This window comes from Actinoplanes campanulatus (genome assembly GCF_014647795.1).
GTDB lineage: Bacteria > Actinomycetota > Actinomycetes > Mycobacteriales > Micromonosporaceae > Actinoplanes > Actinoplanes campanulatus.
On record NZ_BMPW01000001.1, the window covers coordinates 117,326 to 133,016 of the forward strand.

At 72.4% G+C, this 15,691-nt stretch carries 15 protein-coding genes; 9 read left to right on the forward strand and 6 right to left on the reverse strand.

Annotated elements, in window-relative coordinates:
- Positions 1 to 187 precede the first annotated feature (187 nt).
- The gene (locus IEZ13_RS00555; RefSeq protein WP_183215528.1) at positions 188 to 1,312 is read left to right on the forward strand and encodes a glycosyltransferase; all 1,125 of its coding nucleotides are present in this window, start codon (positions 188 to 190) and stop codon (positions 1,310 to 1,312) included.
- Between the two features lie 13 nt (positions 1,313 to 1,325).
- Here IEZ13_RS00555 and fgd read toward each other — a convergent pair whose 3' ends face one another.
- Both fgd and IEZ13_RS00565 read right to left on the reverse strand, forming a co-directional pair.
- Entirely contained in the window at positions 1,326 to 2,324 is a 999-nt protein-coding gene (gene fgd, locus IEZ13_RS00560) for a glucose-6-phosphate dehydrogenase (coenzyme-F420) (RefSeq protein ID WP_183215530.1), read from the reverse strand.
- A 90-nt stretch (positions 2,325 to 2,414) separates the two neighbouring features.
- The gene (locus IEZ13_RS00565) at positions 2,415 to 4,220 is read right to left on the reverse strand and encodes a sigma-70 family RNA polymerase sigma factor (RefSeq protein WP_183215532.1); all 1,806 of its coding nucleotides are present in this window, start codon (positions 4,218 to 4,220) and stop codon (positions 2,415 to 2,417) included.
- 134 nt (positions 4,221 to 4,354) lie between these two features.
- Between IEZ13_RS00565 and IEZ13_RS00570 the strand changes: the two genes are divergently transcribed.
- The 4 genes from IEZ13_RS00570 to IEZ13_RS00585 all read left to right on the forward strand — a co-directional run bounded on the left by IEZ13_RS00570 (position 4,355) and on the right by IEZ13_RS00585 (position 7,456).
- Positions 4,355 to 4,747 (forward strand): ATP-binding protein, encoded by a 393-nt coding sequence (locus tag IEZ13_RS00570; RefSeq protein WP_183215534.1) that lies wholly within the window; start codon positions 4,355 to 4,357, stop codon positions 4,745 to 4,747.
- A gap of 122 nt (positions 4,748 to 4,869) precedes the next feature.
- Positions 4,870 to 6,009 (forward strand): PP2C family protein-serine/threonine phosphatase, encoded by a 1,140-nt coding sequence (locus IEZ13_RS00575; protein ID WP_183215536.1) that lies wholly within the window; start codon positions 4,870 to 4,872, stop codon positions 6,007 to 6,009.
- Positions 6,010 to 6,098: 89 nt separating this feature from the next.
- On the forward strand, positions 6,099 to 6,563 hold the full coding sequence (locus IEZ13_RS00580) for a MarR family winged helix-turn-helix transcriptional regulator (protein ID WP_183215538.1): 465 nt from the start codon (positions 6,099 to 6,101) through the stop codon (positions 6,561 to 6,563).
- Positions 6,564 to 6,577: 14 nt separating this feature from the next.
- Positions 6,578 to 7,456: an LLM class flavin-dependent oxidoreductase gene (locus IEZ13_RS00585; RefSeq protein ID WP_183215540.1), complete on the forward strand. Its 879-nt coding sequence runs from the start codon at positions 6,578 to 6,580 to the stop codon at positions 7,454 to 7,456.
- Positions 7,457 to 7,653: 197 nt separating this feature from the next.
- Here IEZ13_RS00585 and IEZ13_RS00590 read toward each other — a convergent pair whose 3' ends face one another.
- On the reverse strand, positions 7,654 to 8,004 hold the full coding sequence (locus tag IEZ13_RS00590) for a histone-like nucleoid-structuring protein Lsr2 (RefSeq protein ID WP_183215542.1): 351 nt from the start codon (positions 8,002 to 8,004) through the stop codon (positions 7,654 to 7,656).
- 267 nt (positions 8,005 to 8,271) lie between these two features.
- On the opposite strand from IEZ13_RS00590, the gene IEZ13_RS00595 reads away from it, so the two are divergent.
- Both IEZ13_RS00595 and IEZ13_RS00600 read left to right on the forward strand, forming a co-directional pair.
- A complete protein-coding gene (locus tag IEZ13_RS00595; RefSeq protein WP_183215544.1) occupies positions 8,272 to 8,703 on the forward strand; it encodes a hypothetical protein in 432 nt (143 codons plus the stop codon).
- The gene (locus IEZ13_RS00600) at positions 8,694 to 9,923 is read left to right on the forward strand and encodes a D-alanyl-D-alanine carboxypeptidase family protein (RefSeq protein WP_221244977.1); all 1,230 of its coding nucleotides are present in this window, start codon (positions 8,694 to 8,696) and stop codon (positions 9,921 to 9,923) included. Before IEZ13_RS00595 ends, IEZ13_RS00600 begins: the two co-directional genes overlap by 10 nt.
- Before the next feature lie 24 nt (positions 9,924 to 9,947).
- On the opposite strand, the gene IEZ13_RS00605 is transcribed toward IEZ13_RS00600, so the two are convergent.
- Positions 9,948 to 10,448 (reverse strand): DUF456 domain-containing protein, encoded by a 501-nt coding sequence (locus IEZ13_RS00605; RefSeq protein ID WP_183215548.1) that lies wholly within the window; start codon positions 10,446 to 10,448, stop codon positions 9,948 to 9,950.
- Positions 10,449 to 10,650: 202 nt separating this feature from the next.
- Here IEZ13_RS00605 and IEZ13_RS00610 point away from each other — a divergent pair, with 202 nt between their 5' ends.
- On the forward strand, positions 10,651 to 11,568 hold the full coding sequence (locus tag IEZ13_RS00610) for a sigma-70 family RNA polymerase sigma factor (RefSeq protein WP_183215550.1): 918 nt from the start codon (positions 10,651 to 10,653) through the stop codon (positions 11,566 to 11,568).
- A gap of 54 nt (positions 11,569 to 11,622) precedes the next feature.
- On the opposite strand, the gene IEZ13_RS00615 is transcribed toward IEZ13_RS00610, so the two are convergent.
- Positions 11,623 to 13,929, reverse strand: a complete 2,307-nt coding sequence (locus IEZ13_RS00615; protein WP_183215552.1) for a HelD family protein — start codon at positions 13,927 to 13,929, stop codon at positions 11,623 to 11,625.
- Between the two features lie 175 nt (positions 13,930 to 14,104).
- Between IEZ13_RS00615 and IEZ13_RS00620 the strand changes: the two genes are divergently transcribed.
- Complete coding sequence (locus IEZ13_RS00620) at positions 14,105 to 14,683, forward strand: hypothetical protein (protein WP_183215554.1); 579 nt, start codon at positions 14,105 to 14,107, stop codon at positions 14,681 to 14,683.
- A 52-nt stretch (positions 14,684 to 14,735) separates the two neighbouring features.
- Here IEZ13_RS00620 and IEZ13_RS00625 read toward each other — a convergent pair whose 3' ends face one another.
- A complete protein-coding gene (locus IEZ13_RS00625; RefSeq protein WP_183215556.1) occupies positions 14,736 to 15,602 on the reverse strand; it encodes a sigma-70 family RNA polymerase sigma factor in 867 nt (288 codons plus the stop codon).
- Positions 15,603 to 15,691 lie beyond the last annotated feature (89 nt).

Genomic DNA, 15,691 nt, shown 5'->3' on the forward strand with positions numbered 1-15,691 from the left:
GGTCACACTCCCACGACGCAGGAGGGGTGTCTCCGCCGGTTCGGTCCGCGCAGATGATCACACTCACCCGATAGGCCAGGGTGCAGGCGGGTGGCGGAACGGTAGCTTCGGGCACATCCTTGACGTCGAGCCGGGGAGCCCGTCCCACATGCCAGCGCCGAACGCCCCGTTATCACCCTCCGTGAGTGTGGTGATTCCGGTCCCCACCGCGGACCGGCTGCCGATCCTGCTCGGCGCGCTGCCTCCGGTGCACGAGGTGATCGTGGTGGTGGGGCCCGGCGAGGAGATCGTCCGTGGGCTGCCCCGGGCCGCCCGGATGATCCGCCAGACCCGCACCGGGGCCGGCAACGCCCTCGTCTGCGGGGTCGAGGCGGCCGTCGGCGACGTGGTCGTCACGGTGCCCGGCGACGGTTCGGCCGACCCGGCCGAGCTGCCCCGCCTCGTCGAGGCGCTGCGCTCCGGCGCCGACGTGGCGGAGGGCGTCCACACCCCGGCCCGGTTCACCGACCTGATCCTGCTGTGGTTCATGAGCGTCCTGCTCGGCTGCCGCCCGTCCGGCCCCGGCTCCGGTCTCCGGGCGTTCCGGCGTGACCGGGCCGATCGACTGGGACTGCCCCGGGTGGCCGGGACCGAACCGGCCCGCGGCGACGGCCGGGACGGTGAACCGCTGATCACCGTCCGGTCCCGGGCCGCCGGCCTGCGGGTCACCGAGGTCCCGGTGGCCCGGCGTCCCGCCTTCACCGGCACCCCACTGCTCACCGGCATGTCGGCCGTGTTCCGGGAGTTCCTGGCCCGGCGCCGGGCGGCGCGGGCCACCACACCGGAGAGCATCGTGGTGCTCACCAACGGGACGGCGCGCCCGGCGCCGCCGATCATCGTGGGCCCGGAACCCGGCGTCACGGAACTCAACGCCACCGGGCGCCCGACGATCGACCGGATGCCCGCCGGTCCGGGGCCACACCGCTGGCCGTCCCCGAACGGTGTCGCCGGGCATCCCGAGCGGGCCGTCCCCGACGGCGCCGGCCTCGACTACCCGAACAGCGCCGGGCTCGGATTCCCGGACCGGCGCCGCGGGGAACGCCGCGGCGCGGAACGCCGTTCCGGCGCGCCCGGCCGTTCGTTCTCGGCGACCGGGCCCGCCTCGCTGCCGCCGGCCGCCCGCCCGGCCGGGGAGATCCCGAACCGGCGGCGCTGGCGGGAAAACCCGGACACCACCGGCCAGCACCGCGCCCAGGCCCGTCCCAACCTGCGCGTGATCAACGGCGAGGGCGGCGGCTCCGACGGCGACCGGGGCGACCTCCGCTCGGTGTGAGGATCCGGCTGGGTCAGCCGCGGGCGCGGAGCTGCGGCAGGATCTGGTCGGCGTAGAGGCGCAGGAACCGCTCCTGGTCCGGGCCGGGCGCGTGGAACACCAGGTGCTTGAAGCCCATGTCCAGGTACTCGGCGACCTTCGCGGCGTGTTCGGCCGGGTCCGAGGAGACGATCCAGCGGGTCGCGGTCCGCTCGACCGGCAGGGCGTCGGCAAGGCGCTGCATCTCCACCGGGTCCTCGACGCCGGTCTTCTCCTCCGGGGAGAGGGCCAGCGCACCCCAGTAGTGGGTGTCGTTGCGGGCCCGCTCGATGTCGTCGTCGAAGGAGACCTTGACCTCGATCAGCAGGTCCAGGTCGTCGATCTTGCGACCGGCCTTCTCGGCGCCCTCGGTGACGGCCGGCAGCAGCGTGTCGGTGTAGAGGGGGTGCCCCTTGCCGCTGGTGGTGATGAACCCGTCGGCGATCCGCCCGGCCAGCCGGGTGGCGGCCGGCCCGGAGGCGCCGATGTAGATCGGCACCGGCACATCCGGCTTGTCGTAGATCGTCGCGTTCTCGGTCCGGTAGAACTGGCCCTCGTAGGTGACCCGGTCCTCGGCCCAGAGCTTCTGGATGAGCAGCACGGCCTCCTTGAGCCGGGCGAACCGCTCCTTGCCGTCCGGCCACCGCGTGCCGAGCAGCACCTCGTTGAGCGACTCGCCGGAGCCGACGCCGAGGATCGCGCGGCCCGGCGCCAGGCAGCCGAGCGTGGCGAACGCCTGCGCCACCACGGCCGGGTGGTAGCGGAACGTCGGTGTGAGCACGCTGGTGCCGATCAGCACCCGCTCGGTACGCGCGGCGAGCGCCCCCAGCCAGGGCAGAGCCGCCGGAGCGTGGCCGCCGTCGTGCCGCCACGGTTGCAGGTGATCACTGACGAAGACCGAGTCGAACCCGAGCTCCTCCGCCAGAATGCCGTACTTGAGGAGCTCCGCCGGCGCGAACTGCTCCGCCGACGCCTTGTAGCCGAAGCGAATCATCACCGAAGCCTATCCCCGGTCCGGCTGGCTCTCCGGGCTGTCTCACGAGCCGTGAGACAGCCCGGAGAGCCGGCCGGGGGTTCACGGCGGTCATCCGGCGGCGCGGTAGGCCTTTCCGGCTGCCGTGGGGCTGTCCGCATCGGTGTAGAGGCCGAAGTCGACACTGTCGCCGACGGCCGGGAGCCCGAACCAGGCGTACCGCTCGACGTACGACCGTTTCTCCAGGCCGGCGGTGGCGCCCTTGATGAACCGGACCTTCTGCGCGTCGCTCGGGTAGCGCGGCGAGCTACCGAAATTGATCAGACCGAACTCGGTGACCCAGATCGGCTTGCCGTAGCGCCGGTGGACGGCGTCGACGTAGCCGAGGAACTGGTTCACCGCGGCGGCGCTGAAGTCCGAGCCGTACCAGTGCAGGGCGATCGCGTCGACCCGCAGCCCCTTCGCCCCGGCGCCGGTCATGAACCGGTCGAGCCAGCCGCCGGCCGTGTCGCCGCCGAACGCGACGGCCGGGCTGACCAGCCTCATCCCGGTCGCCTCCAGTTTCGGCCAGGCGGCCAGCGCGGCCTCGACGGTCATGTTCGACTGCTCGGCCAGGTCCGGCTCGTTGAAGCCGAGCAGCACGTCGCCCTCGGCCTTCGCCCGCTTCAGGGTCGCGCCGGTGACGTCGGCGGCGCCCCAGATCATCGGCACGAACTCGACGCCGGCCGGGCCCGGCACCTCGTCGTCGGCCGGTCCCCAGTCGTAGTACCAGCCCGCGCCGACGTCCTTGAGCGCACCCTTCGCACCGGCGAACCTCCACACCCCGGCGCCCTTCTTCGGCGAGCGGGCGGCCGGCACGGCGGTCGCCTTCCCCGACGGTGACGGCGACTTCGTGGTGGGCACGGCCGAGGGCGACGGCGCGGGAGAGGGCGCGGCCGGGGTGGTGGAGACCTCCGGCGCCGCGACGACCGCCGCCGGTCTGGGCGGCTCCGCCGGTTCCCGGTACGCGTAGGCGAGCGCGCCGCCGCCCGTCACCAGGCCCGCGGCGAGCACCCCGGCCAGCACCTTCGACGTCACGGCGCCACCGGTCTGCACCGCCACTGTCGCGTTCGCGGCCGGCGTACCCGTACCGGGAACGGTGTTGATCTGGATCTTTCCGAAGGCGGAGCCGAGGCCGGGCGGCAGCGGCACCAGCGCCATGCCGGCGAGCAGGCGCTCGGCCTCCACCATGTCCTGCCAGGCGGGCGCACAGTGCCGGCAGTCGCGGGTGTGCCGGGCGATGCGTTTGCGCCAGAGCGCGCCGGGCCGCCCGTCCCAGCCGGACAGGGTGGTGGACAGCTCCGGGCAGCGTGGCGGGCGCAGCGCCCGGACCACCGCGCGGGCGGTCTCCAGCTGGCCCTTCATCCGCTGTATTCGGACCGCGGCGTGCTGGCGGCCCAGGCCGGTGGCCTCGACGATCTCGTCGCGGGTGAGTTCGCCGGAGGCCTCCAGCCACCAGAGCGAGAGCAGTTCCCGGTTCTCCTCGTCGAGCCAGCGGGTCGCCTCGGCGGTCTCCCGGCGCTGTCCGGAGAACTCCAGGCGGGTGATCGCCAGGTCGGTGAAGTCGGCGCCGGGATCGCGAAGCTCGGGATCCAGCTCCACGGCCGGCGGCCGGTTCCGGAAGCGTTCCCGCACCTGGCGCACGGTGATCGCGACCAGCCAGGAGCGGAACGCCGCCGGGTCGCGCAGCTCGCCGAGGTTGCGCAGCACCCGGAGCATGACCTCCTGCACCACGTCGTCGGCGTCGGCGTGCCCCTCCAGGGCCCGGCCCACGATGGTGTAGACCAGCGGCAGGTAACCGGCGACCAGACGGTCGACCGCGGCCGGGTCGCCCGCGCGGGCGGCCGTCACGATCGCGATGCCGGGTTGTCGTGACATGTCTGCTCCTGCCCTCCGGGCGCGGGTCGCACCGATGGTGGAGACGGGCGCGGGCACCATGGATAACACGTTTCGGCGCGCTGATCACCATTCGGCCGTGGTTAGCCGGACGGTGGATCGGGCACAGAAAAGCCATGCGCATGTCGGTCCGGCTCAATCTGCCCCGCGAGGTGGACAGCGTTCCGGCGGTGCGCCGGTTGTTGCGTTGCGCCCTGACGATCCTGCGAGTGGATCGCCAGGCCGGCGCGGATCTGGAGATCGCCCTGACCGAGGCGTGTGCCAACGTGGTGAAGCACGCGGCCGGGGCGGAGAGTTTCGAGGTGCACCTCGACGTGGGTGAGGACCGCTGCTCCATCGACGTGGTGGACGACGGCACCGGTTTCGATCCCGTGGTGGACGCCGCTCCTTCGGCGATGAGCGAGCGGGGCCGTGGCCTCTTCCTGATCCGTGCGCTGGGCGAGAACGTGCGCATGCAGTCGAGCCCGCGCACCGGGAGCCTGATCCACTTCGAGAAGTCCTTCGCCTGAGGCAGCGGGTATCGCGCCGGGCCACCCGCATGGGGGGTGGTTCCGGCGCGATTTGCTTGCCGTATAACAAATACCTGTCGTTGTTGCCCGGTCGAACGTGACGTCGTGGAGAGGAGTCCGGAATGTCCGATCAACCGGCGCCCCTCGGCTCGCTGCTGCGGGCCGCGCCGCCCGACCGGCTGCCCGAGGTGGCCGCCGAGCACCTGCGCCGTCATTACGCCGCCGACACCGTCGAGGTGCTGGTGCCCGACCTCACCTTCACCCGGCTGCACCCGCTGCTCGGCCCCGGCGACCTCCCCGACGCCGCCGCGCTGCGCTGCTTCGGCAGCCAGCGTCCCGGCACCGAGCGGGCCAACGGCGGCCCGGTCCGGCTGCACCTGCCGCTGAGCTGCTGGGGCGAACGGGTCGGGGTGCTGCGCCTCGAACTGCCCGAGAGACCCGGCGGGGATCTCGGCGACCGGCTCACCGCCGACGCCGACGAACTCGCCACCGCGCTGCGCGCCGCCTCCGCCGCGACCGACCGCTACCGGCGGGCGCAACGGCGGGCCCGGCTCACGATGGCCGCCGAGTTGCAGTGGGACCTGCTGCCCGGACGGTCCCTCGGCGACGAGCGGTTCCTCATCGCGGGCCAGCTGGAACCGGCGTACGACGTGCGCGGCGACCACTTCGACTGGGCCCTCGACGGCGACCGGCTGACCGTCACGGTGCTCAACGGCTGCGGCGACGGGATGGAGGCCGCCCTGCTCACCTCGCTGGCGGTCAACGCCATGCGCAACGCCCGCCGGTGCGGCGCCGACATCGTGGAGCAGGCCGAGCTGGCCTCCGACGCGGTGCACTCCCGGTACGGCGGCGCCGTGCACACCGCCACGCTGCTCCTGGAGATCGACCTGGTCGGCGGCGGGGTGGCCGCCGTGGACGCCGGTTCGCCGCACTGCCTGATCGCCCGCGGCGGCGGGACGGAGAAGGTCCCGCTGGAGGAGCAGCTGCCGCTCGGCATGTTCGGCGAGGCGCACTACGAGATCCAGCGATTCCGGCTGGAGCCGGGCGACCGGATGCTCGTGGTCAGCGACGGCGTCCACTCGGCCACTCCCGGCGGGCTCGCCCGGTACGGCGCGTCCGCCCTGTTCAGCGCGGTTCGCCGGACACGGTTGCAGCCCGCCACCGAGGCGGTGGGTACGGTGATGAGGGGCCTGCGCGACTATCACGCCGGCGCCGAGCCGGAGGATGACGCCGTGACCGTCTGCCTGGACTGGCGACGCTGAGATTTTCTCGGCTTCGACGTTCCGAACTTTTCCCCGGCGGGTATACGTGTAAGTTCACGGGTCCGCGACTGGCGATGACGGGAAACGGGATGGAGCACGCCACCGAGATCGCCGCGGCTGTCGAGTCGTCGGTGGAGTCGCTGGTGGGCGTCCTCGAACGGGCCAGACTGGCCCAGCAGCCCGCGGTGCCGCCGGCCCAGCTCCGGGTGCTGACCATCGTCGCCGGCAACCGGCACACCAACATGAGCCGCCTGGCCGAGGCCCTCGACGTGGTGCCGTCCTCGGCGAGCCGCCTCTGCGACCGGCTGGAGGCCACCGGCCTGCTGCGCCGGGTCGCCGACCCCCGGGACCGTCGCGAGGTGCGGCTGCTGCTCACCTCGGCGGCCCGGCGGCTGCTGACCGACCTGCGGGAGCGCCGGCAGGCCGCGCTGGCCGAGGTGCTGGAGCGGATGCCGGTCGCCGCCCGGGAGGACCTGCTGCGCGCCCTCCAGGCCTTCACCGCGGCGGCCGAGCACCCCATGGAACAACCAGAAGAGGGCCGGCAGACGGCCTGACGTAGGCTTCCGCCGTGCGTATCGGCATCGTCATCCTTCCCGACCGGCGCTGGGCCGACGCGAGCCGGCGCTGGCGGCTCGCCGAGGAGTTCGGCTTCGACCACGCGTGGACGTACGACCACCTCGGCTGGCGCGATCTGGTCGACGGCCCGTGGTTCGACGCCGTGCCGACCCTCACCGCCGCCGCCATGGTCACCTCCCGGATCCGCCTCGGGACGTATGTGGCCTCGCCGAGCTTCCGCCACCCGGTGCACTTCGCCCGGGAGGTCACCGCCCTGGACGACATCTCCGGCGGCCGGCTGGTCCTCGGCCTGGGCGCGGGCGGCATCGGCTTCGACTCGGCCGTCCTCGGCGCCCCGGAGCTGACGCCGCGCGCCCGGGTGGACCGTTTCGCCGAGTTCCTCGAGCTCTTCGACGGCATCCTGCGGCAGCCGGCGACCACCTGGTCCGGTTCCTGGTATTCGGCGGTCGACGCGCGCAACGATCCGGGCCCGGTGCAGCAGCCGCGGCCGCCGTTCGTGGTCGCCGCCAACGGCCCGCGGGCGCTGCGTCTCGCCGTCCGCTACGGCGACGGCTGGGTGACGACCGGCCCGCAGGCCGACAGCGCCGAGGAATGGTGGCGGGCGGTGGCCGAGATCCGGGACCGTTTCCACGCCGCGTGTGAGTCCGCCGGCCGCCCACTGGAATCGGTGGACCGTTACCTCAACCTGGACTCGTCGCCGGTCTACTCGATGACCAGCGTGGATGCCTTCACCGAAGCGACCGGGCGGGCCCAGGAGCTGGGATTCACCGATGTGATCACGCATTGGCCGCGGGAGTCCAGCTGGTACGCGGGTGACGAGAAGGTGCTGGAGGCCGTCGCCGCGGAGCTGCCCCGTCTCACTAATCGGTAAAGCCGGGTCCCATTCGGACCGATTGCGATTCCCTCGATGATCGAGTGGGATTTATCACGGTCTCCGGCGGCCGGTCCGTTTACCGCCGGTTATCGACGGCTCTACACACCGAGATCGACGGGGTCTCGCACCGCGTCAAGGCAACGTCACGCACCGTGCCGGTGGGGGGCCGCCGGCACGGTGACAACCGTTGGGAATCAGCGCCCGTGCGCCGCCCGGTAGGCGTTGCTGACCTCCTGCGGAATGCGGCCCCGCTCGGAGATTTTGTGCCCGTTCCGGATCGCCCACTCCCGGATCAGCCGGTTCTCGTCACGGGAACCGGCGGTACGGACCGGGACGGCGCCACGCGACGGGATACGCCCCGACGTGGTGCGTCCCAGCCGGGTGCCCGCGGAGATGAACGGGTCCAGGGCCTTACGCAGCCTTCCGGCATTGGCCTCGGAAAGGTCGATCGTGTAGCTGACGCCGTCCAGACTGAACTCGACCGTCCGATCCGCCTTCTTGCCGTCCAGATCGTCGATCAGGGTGGTGATTACCTGCCGCGCCATAACGACTCCCGAGAAGAATTAATCAACCGCGCCCGGTGAGGCTCATTCACGACGGTGGAGGCCGCCGCCGCCGACCTACGCTGAGTGACACTCAAGGTGGGTCCCGAATAAGCCTCAGTCTGGCGCGCGGAAGGCTCGCGGCGCAACTCCCCACCGCGATCCGGCAATTCTTTGGGCCCGGTTATCGGAATGGAACCTGGTAATTGGAGCAGAATCCGGGAAAGCCCGGTTGACCGGAACCCGGCGTCTCGCGTTAGGGTCGGCGCCATGCAGGACGAGCAGGCCGCCTGGCGGGAGCAGCAGCGCCGGGCCGTTGCCGTTCGCGCCGCCGCCCTCGAGGCGGACCGGAGCGCGGAGGCGCGGCAGGCCGCGGCGCTGCTCGACGACTTCGTGCGCCGTGCCGCCGAGGCCGGCCTGGCCCCGCACACGCTGGCCGCGCGCAGTCTCGACGGCCGGTCGACGTACCGGACGCACATCCGCGGGTGGTACCTGAAATTCGACCGCTCGGTGGCCGTCGGCGACGACGGGGAGTACTACGTGCTCACCGTGACGCCGTCACTGCGGGCCCGGTTCACCGGCGCCGACCTCTCCCCCAGCATGCCGCGGCTGATCGTGGGCGCCGGCGGGCGGGACGGCGACTCGATCCCCCTGGCCACCCTGCTGGAGAAGCGGCTGACGGCCGGGGACGTCTGGCCGTGAGAGCTCTCGTGACGACGTGCGTGGCCGTGCTCCTCGTGCTCACCGGAGTCCCGGCGACGGCGTCGGCCGCCCGCGCCGAGATCCCGTGCCCCAAGCCGAAGATCGCCAAGCCGAGCGCGCCGCCCCGGCCCACCCCGCCCGCCGAGGTGGCCGAGGACATGCGGGTCGGCGGCGACGACCTCGCCACCCACGGCCTGGTCGTCCCGGAGAACAGCCCGAAGCCACCGGCCCTGACCGCCACCACCTGGCTGGTGGCCGATCTGGAGACCGGCGAGGTGCTCGGCGCCTGCGGCCCGCACGTCCACCAGACCCCGGCCAGCGTGCAGAAGATGCTGCTCGCCGCGACCGCGATCGATCAGCTCGACCCGGCTCAGAGGATCACCGTGACCCGCGGCGACCTGGACATCGAGCCCGGCAGTTCGGCGGTCGGCCTGGTGGTCGGCGGGCAGTACACGATCGCGACCCTCTGGCTCGGGCTGATGCTCAACTCGGGCAACGACGCCGCCAACGCGCTCGCCCGGCTGGCCGGAGGCGGTGGCAAGGACGGCCTCGCCACGACGGTCGCCGCCATGAACGCGAAGGCGGCCGCGCTCGGCGCCCGCCAGACGCACGCGGTCACCCCGTCCGGGCTGGACGGCAAGGGGCAGTTCACCAGCGCGTACGACCTGGCGCTGATCGCCCGGGTGTGCTTCGCCAGCGACGACTTCCGCAAGTACGTGCTGACGAAGACGGCCCGGCTGCCCGCGCAGAAGAAGCCGAAGGTGGGCGGCTTCCAGTTCCAGAACGAGAACAAGCTGATCTACAACTACCCGGGCGCGCTCGGTGGGAAGACCGGGTTCACCACCCTGGCCCGGCACAGCTACGTCGGCGCGGCCACCCGCGACGGCCGCACCCTGGTGGCCACCCTGCTGGGCGCCGAGGCACGGCCGTTGCGCGGCTGGGAACAGGGCGCCAAGCTGCTCGACTGGGGGTTCTCGCTGCCCGCCGGGTCGTCGGTGGGCCGGCTGGTCACCCCGGAGGAGGTGGCGGCCGCCGGCTCACCTCGGGTGGAGAAGACGACGGCGGCCGACGGCGGTGGCGGTGGGGCCGGCAACGAGCGACCGTCCGCGCCGGCCGGGCTGACCGTCGCGGCGGCGGCCTCGGTGGCGGTGCTGCTCACCGGCACGCCGCTGCTGCTGCTGTTCGCCGTCCGTCGACGCCGCCGGATGACCCGCTCCTAGGACCCACCCGCCCATAGGTAGCCCTCAGGCGAACGCCAGGCCGAAGAGCCAGATCACCGCGATCGCCAGCGCCGCCGCGAGCTCCACCAGCAGGGCCAGGCCGACCGCCCCGAGCGCCGAGCGGGTCGACGGCCAGGCCCGGTCCAGGCCCAGCCGGCTCAGCTCGACCAGCCAGATCCCGAGCACGAAGCCGAGGATCAGGCCCACGAACGGCACCACGAAGAAGCCGACGATGCCGAGCACGCCGCCGGCCAGCAACGCCGACGCCGGCACGCCGCTGTCCTTGAGCTTCTTCCCCGGCCACAGGTACTTGATCACCAGGCCCAGGCCGGTGAGCACCGTGGCGAGCACCGCGACCAGGAGCCGGGCGCCGCCGCCGCCGTCGCCGAGGACCGCCCAGAGCATCACCCCGGACCAGGTCAGCAGCAGGCCGGGGAGCACCGGCACCAGGACCCCGACCACGCCGGTCAGGATCACCAGGCCGGAGATGAGGGCGATGGCCGAACCGGTGTCGCTCAAATCCATGCGCACACACTGCCGTACCGCTTGCGAACCCTCAACCGGAGCCCTCGCCCGCCGATCCAAGAGCCGTCACGGGAAGAACGACCCGATGCAACCGGTAGACAACCGTAAGTGACCGGAGCGTGCACCCCCCGCACTCGAAAGTTTCTCTCGTCAGCCGGTGCCCATCCAGCCAGGGGCGCCGACGAGCAACCGGGGGAAACGAATGACCAGCACCGCGACGACCGCCGCCGACATGATCGCCGACACCGCCTCGCCCGTGCTCTCCGCCGTCGAGCAGGAGGAGCTGATCCGCACGCACATGCCGCTGGTCGGCCACCTGGTCCGCGACATGCTCTCCCGGATCCCGAACCACATCCACCGCGACGACCTGACCAGCGCCGGCCTGCACGCCCTGGTCACCGCGGCCCGCGGCTGGGACCCGGCCCGCGGCGTCCCGTTCCACCGCTTCGCCGCCACCCGCATCCGCGGCGGCCTCCTCGACGAGCTGCGCGCCCTGGACTGGGCGACCCGCTCGGTGCGGTCCAAGGCCCGCAACACCGACGTGACCCGTCAGCAGCTCACCACCACGCTGGGCCGTACGCCCACGCCGGAGGAGCTGGCCCAGGCGCTCGGCACCACCACCAGCGAGCTGCACCAGACCGACACCGACGTGCAGCGGGCCACCGTCCTGTCGTTGCAGGGTTTCACCACGAGCAGCGCCGACGACCTGGTCACCGAGCCGACCCCGGGCCCGGAGGAGATGCTGCTGCGCCGCGAGCAGATCGGCTACCTGCACCACGCCATCGGCTCGCTGCCGGAGCGCCTCCAGACCGTGGTGAACGAGTACTTCCTCGCCGAGCGCCCGATGGCGGAGATCGCCGCCGACCTGGGCGTCACCGAGTCGCGCGTCTCACAGCTGCGCGCCGAGGCCCTCTCGCTGCTGCGCGACGGCCTGAACACCCACCTCAGCCCGGAGCTGGCCCCGGTCCCGGAGAACCCGGACAGCATCACGGCCCGCCGCCGCGCCACCTACTACGCCAACATCGCCGGCAACACGTCGATGCGCAGCCGCCTGGCGATGACCAACGCCAACGGCCACACCGCGATCGGCCGCGGCGTCAAGCCCGCTACGGCCGCCTGACACACGATCGGGCCCGGCGTCTCCGACGCCGGGCCCGTTTCGTCGCTTCACACGTCAGGCCAGCGAGGAGAGGACCTTCGGCAGGTCGGTGGTGTGCAGGACGCCGAGACTCCGGGTGGCCCGGGTGACCGCGACGTACAGGTCGGAGAGACCGCGCGGGCTCTCGGTGATGATCTCGTCGGGCGCCACCACCAGCACCGAGTCGAACTCGAGGCCCTTCGCCTGGCGGACGGTCATCAGCACCACGTGGTTCAGCAGATCGGGCTGCTCCCCCACGGCCGCGCCGGGGACGGCGGCCACCAGCTCGGCGCCCAGGGACGACTCCAGGCTCTCCGGCACCAGGACACCGAGACGGCCCTCCTCGATCAGGGACGCCTCCTTGCGTACCACCGCGACGAGCTCCTCGACGAGCGCGGCCGGCGGCACCCGGCGCGCCCACGGCGTCACGCCGGCCGAGCGGACCGACCGCGGAGGCCGTAGCGCGGGATCGACCGCGGCCAGCACGTCGGCCGCGACCGCCATCACCTCGGACGGCGTCCGGTAGTTGACGCTCAGCTCGACGATCCGCCAGCGCTGCGCCACGTACGGCTCGAAGACCTGCTCCCAGGTGGTGGTCCCGGCCAGCTCGGAGGTCTGCGCGACGTCACCGACCGCGGTCATCGAACGGCTCGGGCAGCGGCGCATGAGCAGCCGCCAGGCCATCGGCGACAGCTCCTGCGCCTCGTCGACGATCACGTGCCCGAACACCCAGCTACGGTCGGCGGCGGCCCGTTCGGCGGCGGTCCGCGTGTCGATCACCTCGTGCCGCTCGACGAACGCACCGGCGTCGACCACGTCGAGCGCGGAGAGGATCTCGTCCTTCTCGGCGCCCTCGTCCTCGAAGTCCAGCGACCGGGAGCCCTCGACGATCTCCAGTACGCCTTCCGCGTACTCGATCGCGGCCTTTCGCTGCCGTTGCTGCTCACGCACCTTGAGCGTGTCGTCGACGCCGAGCAGCTCGGCCAGCTCGTCGAGCAGCGGCACGTCGGCCGGTGTCCAGCCGTGGCCGCGCTCACGCAGCAGCGTGGCCGGCAGCCCGGCCGACTCCAGCCGGCCGGCGTCGGAGAGCAGGTCGCGCAGCACCTGGCGCGGGGTGAGTACCGGCCAGAAGTCGAAGAGTGCCTGCTGGACATCGATGTCCTCGCGCAGCTCACGGCGGGTCTCCGCGAGGTCCGCCTCGGAGAGCAGGTTCTCGCCGCCCAGCGGGTCGGCGCCGATCCGCTCGGCGATCTGGAGGGAGAGCTGGTGGATGGCCTCGGTCACGAAGACCTGCCGGGCCACGTTGTGCGGCCTTTCCGACCGGCGGGCCGCGGTCCGGGCGGCGAGCAGCACCTCCCGCTCGATGCGCAGCGGGTAGCCGTCGTGGTCGACCTCGACGAAGTCGTCCGGCACGGTCTGCCGGTCGGCGACCGCGTTCTCCAGCGCGTCGAGGATGCCCAGGCCGCCCTTGACCGCGGCGACCGCGGGCGGTTCGGCGGCGTGCGCGCGGACCCCCGGGAACATGTCACCCAGCGTGGCCAGCAGCACACCGGTCTCGGCCAGCGACGGCAGCACCTGGGAGATGTAGCGCAGGAACGTGGTGTTCGGCCCGAGGATCAGCACACCGGTACGGGTGAGCTGCTCCCGGTAGGTGTAGAGCAGGTACGCCGCCCGGTGCAGTGCCACCGCCGTCTTCCCGGTGCCCGGACCGCCCTGAACCACCAGCACACCGGGCAGTCCGGAACGGATCACCTCGTCCTGCTCGGCCTGGATGGTCTCGACGATGTCGCGCATCCGGCCGGTCCGCTTGGCGGTGAGCGCGGACAGCAGCGCCGCCTCACCGGTCACGTCCTCCCGGCCGCTGCCGTCGCCGGCCTCGATGTCGAGCACCTCGTCGTCGATCCCGGTGAGCACCCGGCCCCGCGTGCGCAGGTGCCGCCGCCGGGTCACCCCCTCCGGGCTGACCGCGGTGGCCAGATAGAACGGCCGGGCGGCCGGGGCCCGCCAGTCCACCAGAAGGGGGTCCTGATCACGGTCCTCGGCGAAGAGCCCGAGCCGGCCGATGTAGCGGGGCCGGCCGGCGGAGAAGTCGAGCCGGCCGAAGCAGAGACCGTTCTCCACCGAATTGAACTGGGCCAGCTGTTCGGCGTAGTGGCCGCGGGTGGCCTCCCGCTGGGTCCGGCCCTGCGGGGTTCCGCCCGCTTCCAGCAGGATCGCGCGCAGCCTGCTGTCGGCCTGGTCACGCAATTGATCCAGCCGCTGGTAGAGCGTGGTCAAGTACGCCTGCTCGGAATCGATGTCGGCGTTCGAGCTTGACAAAGTCGCCCCTTTTCGTGCTATCATTCCGGCGTTCGGCAGCCATTCTTATGGTTGCCTTTTTTGTTTGCCGCAACGCTTTCGGCAAACGACCAGAATAGCGGAGGCACCGCAGGTTACGGCCCCGGGCGGGACTGTCCGGAACCCGTCATCGCCCCCGGCGGCCCGTTACGCCAGCCCTGTCGATGGGATTAAGCGGGTCATGGACAACCACCACCCGTATCGACGTCTGGGCGCCCTGGCTGCAAACTCACATGGACAACCACCACGCCCAGCCGTCGTAGGTCGACGTCTGGCTGCCCTGGCCCTCGCCGCGGCCGCCACCCTCACGTTCTCCGCCGCCTGCACCGAGGACAGCGAGGCCCCGGCCGGCAACGCCGCGGCGGCGGCCGCCGGCGGTCCCGAGCCGAAGACCCTGGAGGGCGCGAAGGTCGCCGCCCAGACCGTCTTCGACCGGTTCAGCGGTGGCGACTTCGCCGGCGCGTGGGAGATGTACACGTCGTCCGGCAAGCAGGCGATCAGCAAGGACGACTACGTCAAGCTGAACACCGCCTGCTCCCGCAAGGGCCTGGCGATCCAGCTCACCAGCGCCCGGATGGAGGGCACCGACCGGGCCGTGGTGATCGCGAAGCAACTGGTGGCGGCCCAGTCGTACACCATGGTCTACGAGGCCGACGCGTGGCGGCTGGAACCGGCCAAGGAGGGCCTGACCCTCTACAAGCTGGGCGCCGACAAGGCGATCGCCGCGCAGAAGAAGGCCGGCACCTGCGCGGGCGGCTGATCCTCCGGGGCCCGCCGCGATCCGCGGCGGGCCCCGGGCCCCCAGGTGCTGTCTAGGCGGCCAGCGGCAGGCCGTCCGGGCCGGTCAGGGCGAGCCGGGTACGCAGGGTGCCCCGGCTGGCGATCTTGTCGTAGTAGGCGGCCCGGCGCCGGGCCACACAGCCCTCCTTCGCCGGGCTCTCCGCCGCCATGGCCGGGTCCAGGTGGGTGTTCAGCCCGTCCCGGAGCAGGACCAGCGCCTCGGCACGCAACTGCGACACCCGCGACTCGCTGACCCCCAGATCGGCCGCGATCTGGACCATCGGCCGCTCCTCGAAGAAGTAGCCCTGCACCACCGTGCGCAGCCGCTCCGGCAGTGCCTCGACGGCGTGCCGCAGATAGCCGAACCGCTCCCGGCGCAGCAGCATCTCCTCCGGACCGGCGCCCGGCTCGGTGACGATGTCGTCGGCGGTCGCGGTCGCGAAACCCTGGAGGCTGAACACGGTGGCCCGGTGCACGTCGCCCTCGCCGTGCTCGATGTCCTCGACGGTGCAGCCCAGCCTGTCGGCGACCTCCTGCACGGTGGGCGTCCGGCCCAGCTCGGCCATCAGCCCCTCCCGGGCGGCGTCGACACGGCGGGCCCGCTGGCGTACCGAGCGGCTGGCCCAGTCCAGGCCCCGCAGCTCGTCCAACAGGGCGCCGCGCACCCGGGCGGCGGCGAACCGGGCGAACGGCACCCCACGCTCGGCGTCGAAACCACGAGCCGCCGAGACCAGTGCCGCGTAGCCTGCGGAGAGCAGATCGTCCCGGTTCACGTGCGACGGCACGCGTGCCAGCATCTCCCTCACCAGGTGCCCGACGAGCGGCATGTTCGCCCGGACGATGTCCTCGCCACGCCGCTCCTCGCCACGCCGCTCGATGAAAGGCCCTTCACCACTCATCAGGGGGTCTCCTCAGGTACCGGCCGGCAGGGGATCTCCGGCGCTGAGGAAAAAGATGCGGCGCGCTGAGTGCCGCGGGGTTCACCTTG

Excerpts from the sequence above, each read along its gene's own strand:
- IEZ13_RS00590 (WP_183215542.1), bottom strand. The coding sequence starts at position 8,004 with ATGGCGCGGCAGGTAATCACCACCCTGATCGACGATCTGGACGGCAAG.
- IEZ13_RS00580 (WP_183215538.1), top strand. The coding sequence starts at position 6,099 with ATGGAGCACGCCACCGAGATCGCCGCGGCTGTCGAGTCGTCGGTGGAG.
- IEZ13_RS00615 (WP_183215552.1), bottom strand. The coding sequence starts at position 13,929 with ATGATAGCACGAAAAGGGGCGACTTTGTCAAGCTCGAACGCCGACATC.
- IEZ13_RS00570 (WP_183215534.1), top strand. The coding sequence starts at position 4,355 with ATGCGCATGTCGGTCCGGCTCAATCTGCCCCGCGAGGTGGACAGCGTT.
- IEZ13_RS00595 (WP_183215544.1), top strand. The coding sequence starts at position 8,272 with ATGCAGGACGAGCAGGCCGCCTGGCGGGAGCAGCAGCGCCGGGCCGTT.
- fgd (WP_183215530.1), bottom strand. The coding sequence starts at position 2,324 with ATGATTCGCTTCGGCTACAAGGCGTCGGCGGAGCAGTTCGCGCCGGCG.
- IEZ13_RS00575 (WP_183215536.1), top strand. The coding sequence starts at position 4,870 with ATGTCCGATCAACCGGCGCCCCTCGGCTCGCTGCTGCGGGCCGCGCCG.
- IEZ13_RS00620 (WP_183215554.1), top strand. The coding sequence starts at position 14,105 with ATGGACAACCACCACCCGTATCGACGTCTGGGCGCCCTGGCTGCAAAC.
- IEZ13_RS00605 (WP_183215548.1), bottom strand. The coding sequence starts at position 10,448 with ATGGATTTGAGCGACACCGGTTCGGCCATCGCCCTCATCTCCGGCCTG.
- IEZ13_RS00625 (WP_183215556.1), bottom strand. The coding sequence starts at position 15,602 with ATGAGTGGTGAAGGGCCTTTCATCGAGCGGCGTGGCGAGGAGCGGCGT.
- IEZ13_RS00610 (WP_183215550.1), top strand. The coding sequence starts at position 10,651 with ATGACCAGCACCGCGACGACCGCCGCCGACATGATCGCCGACACCGCC.
- IEZ13_RS00565 (WP_183215532.1), bottom strand. The coding sequence starts at position 4,220 with ATGTCACGACAACCCGGCATCGCGATCGTGACGGCCGCCCGCGCGGGC.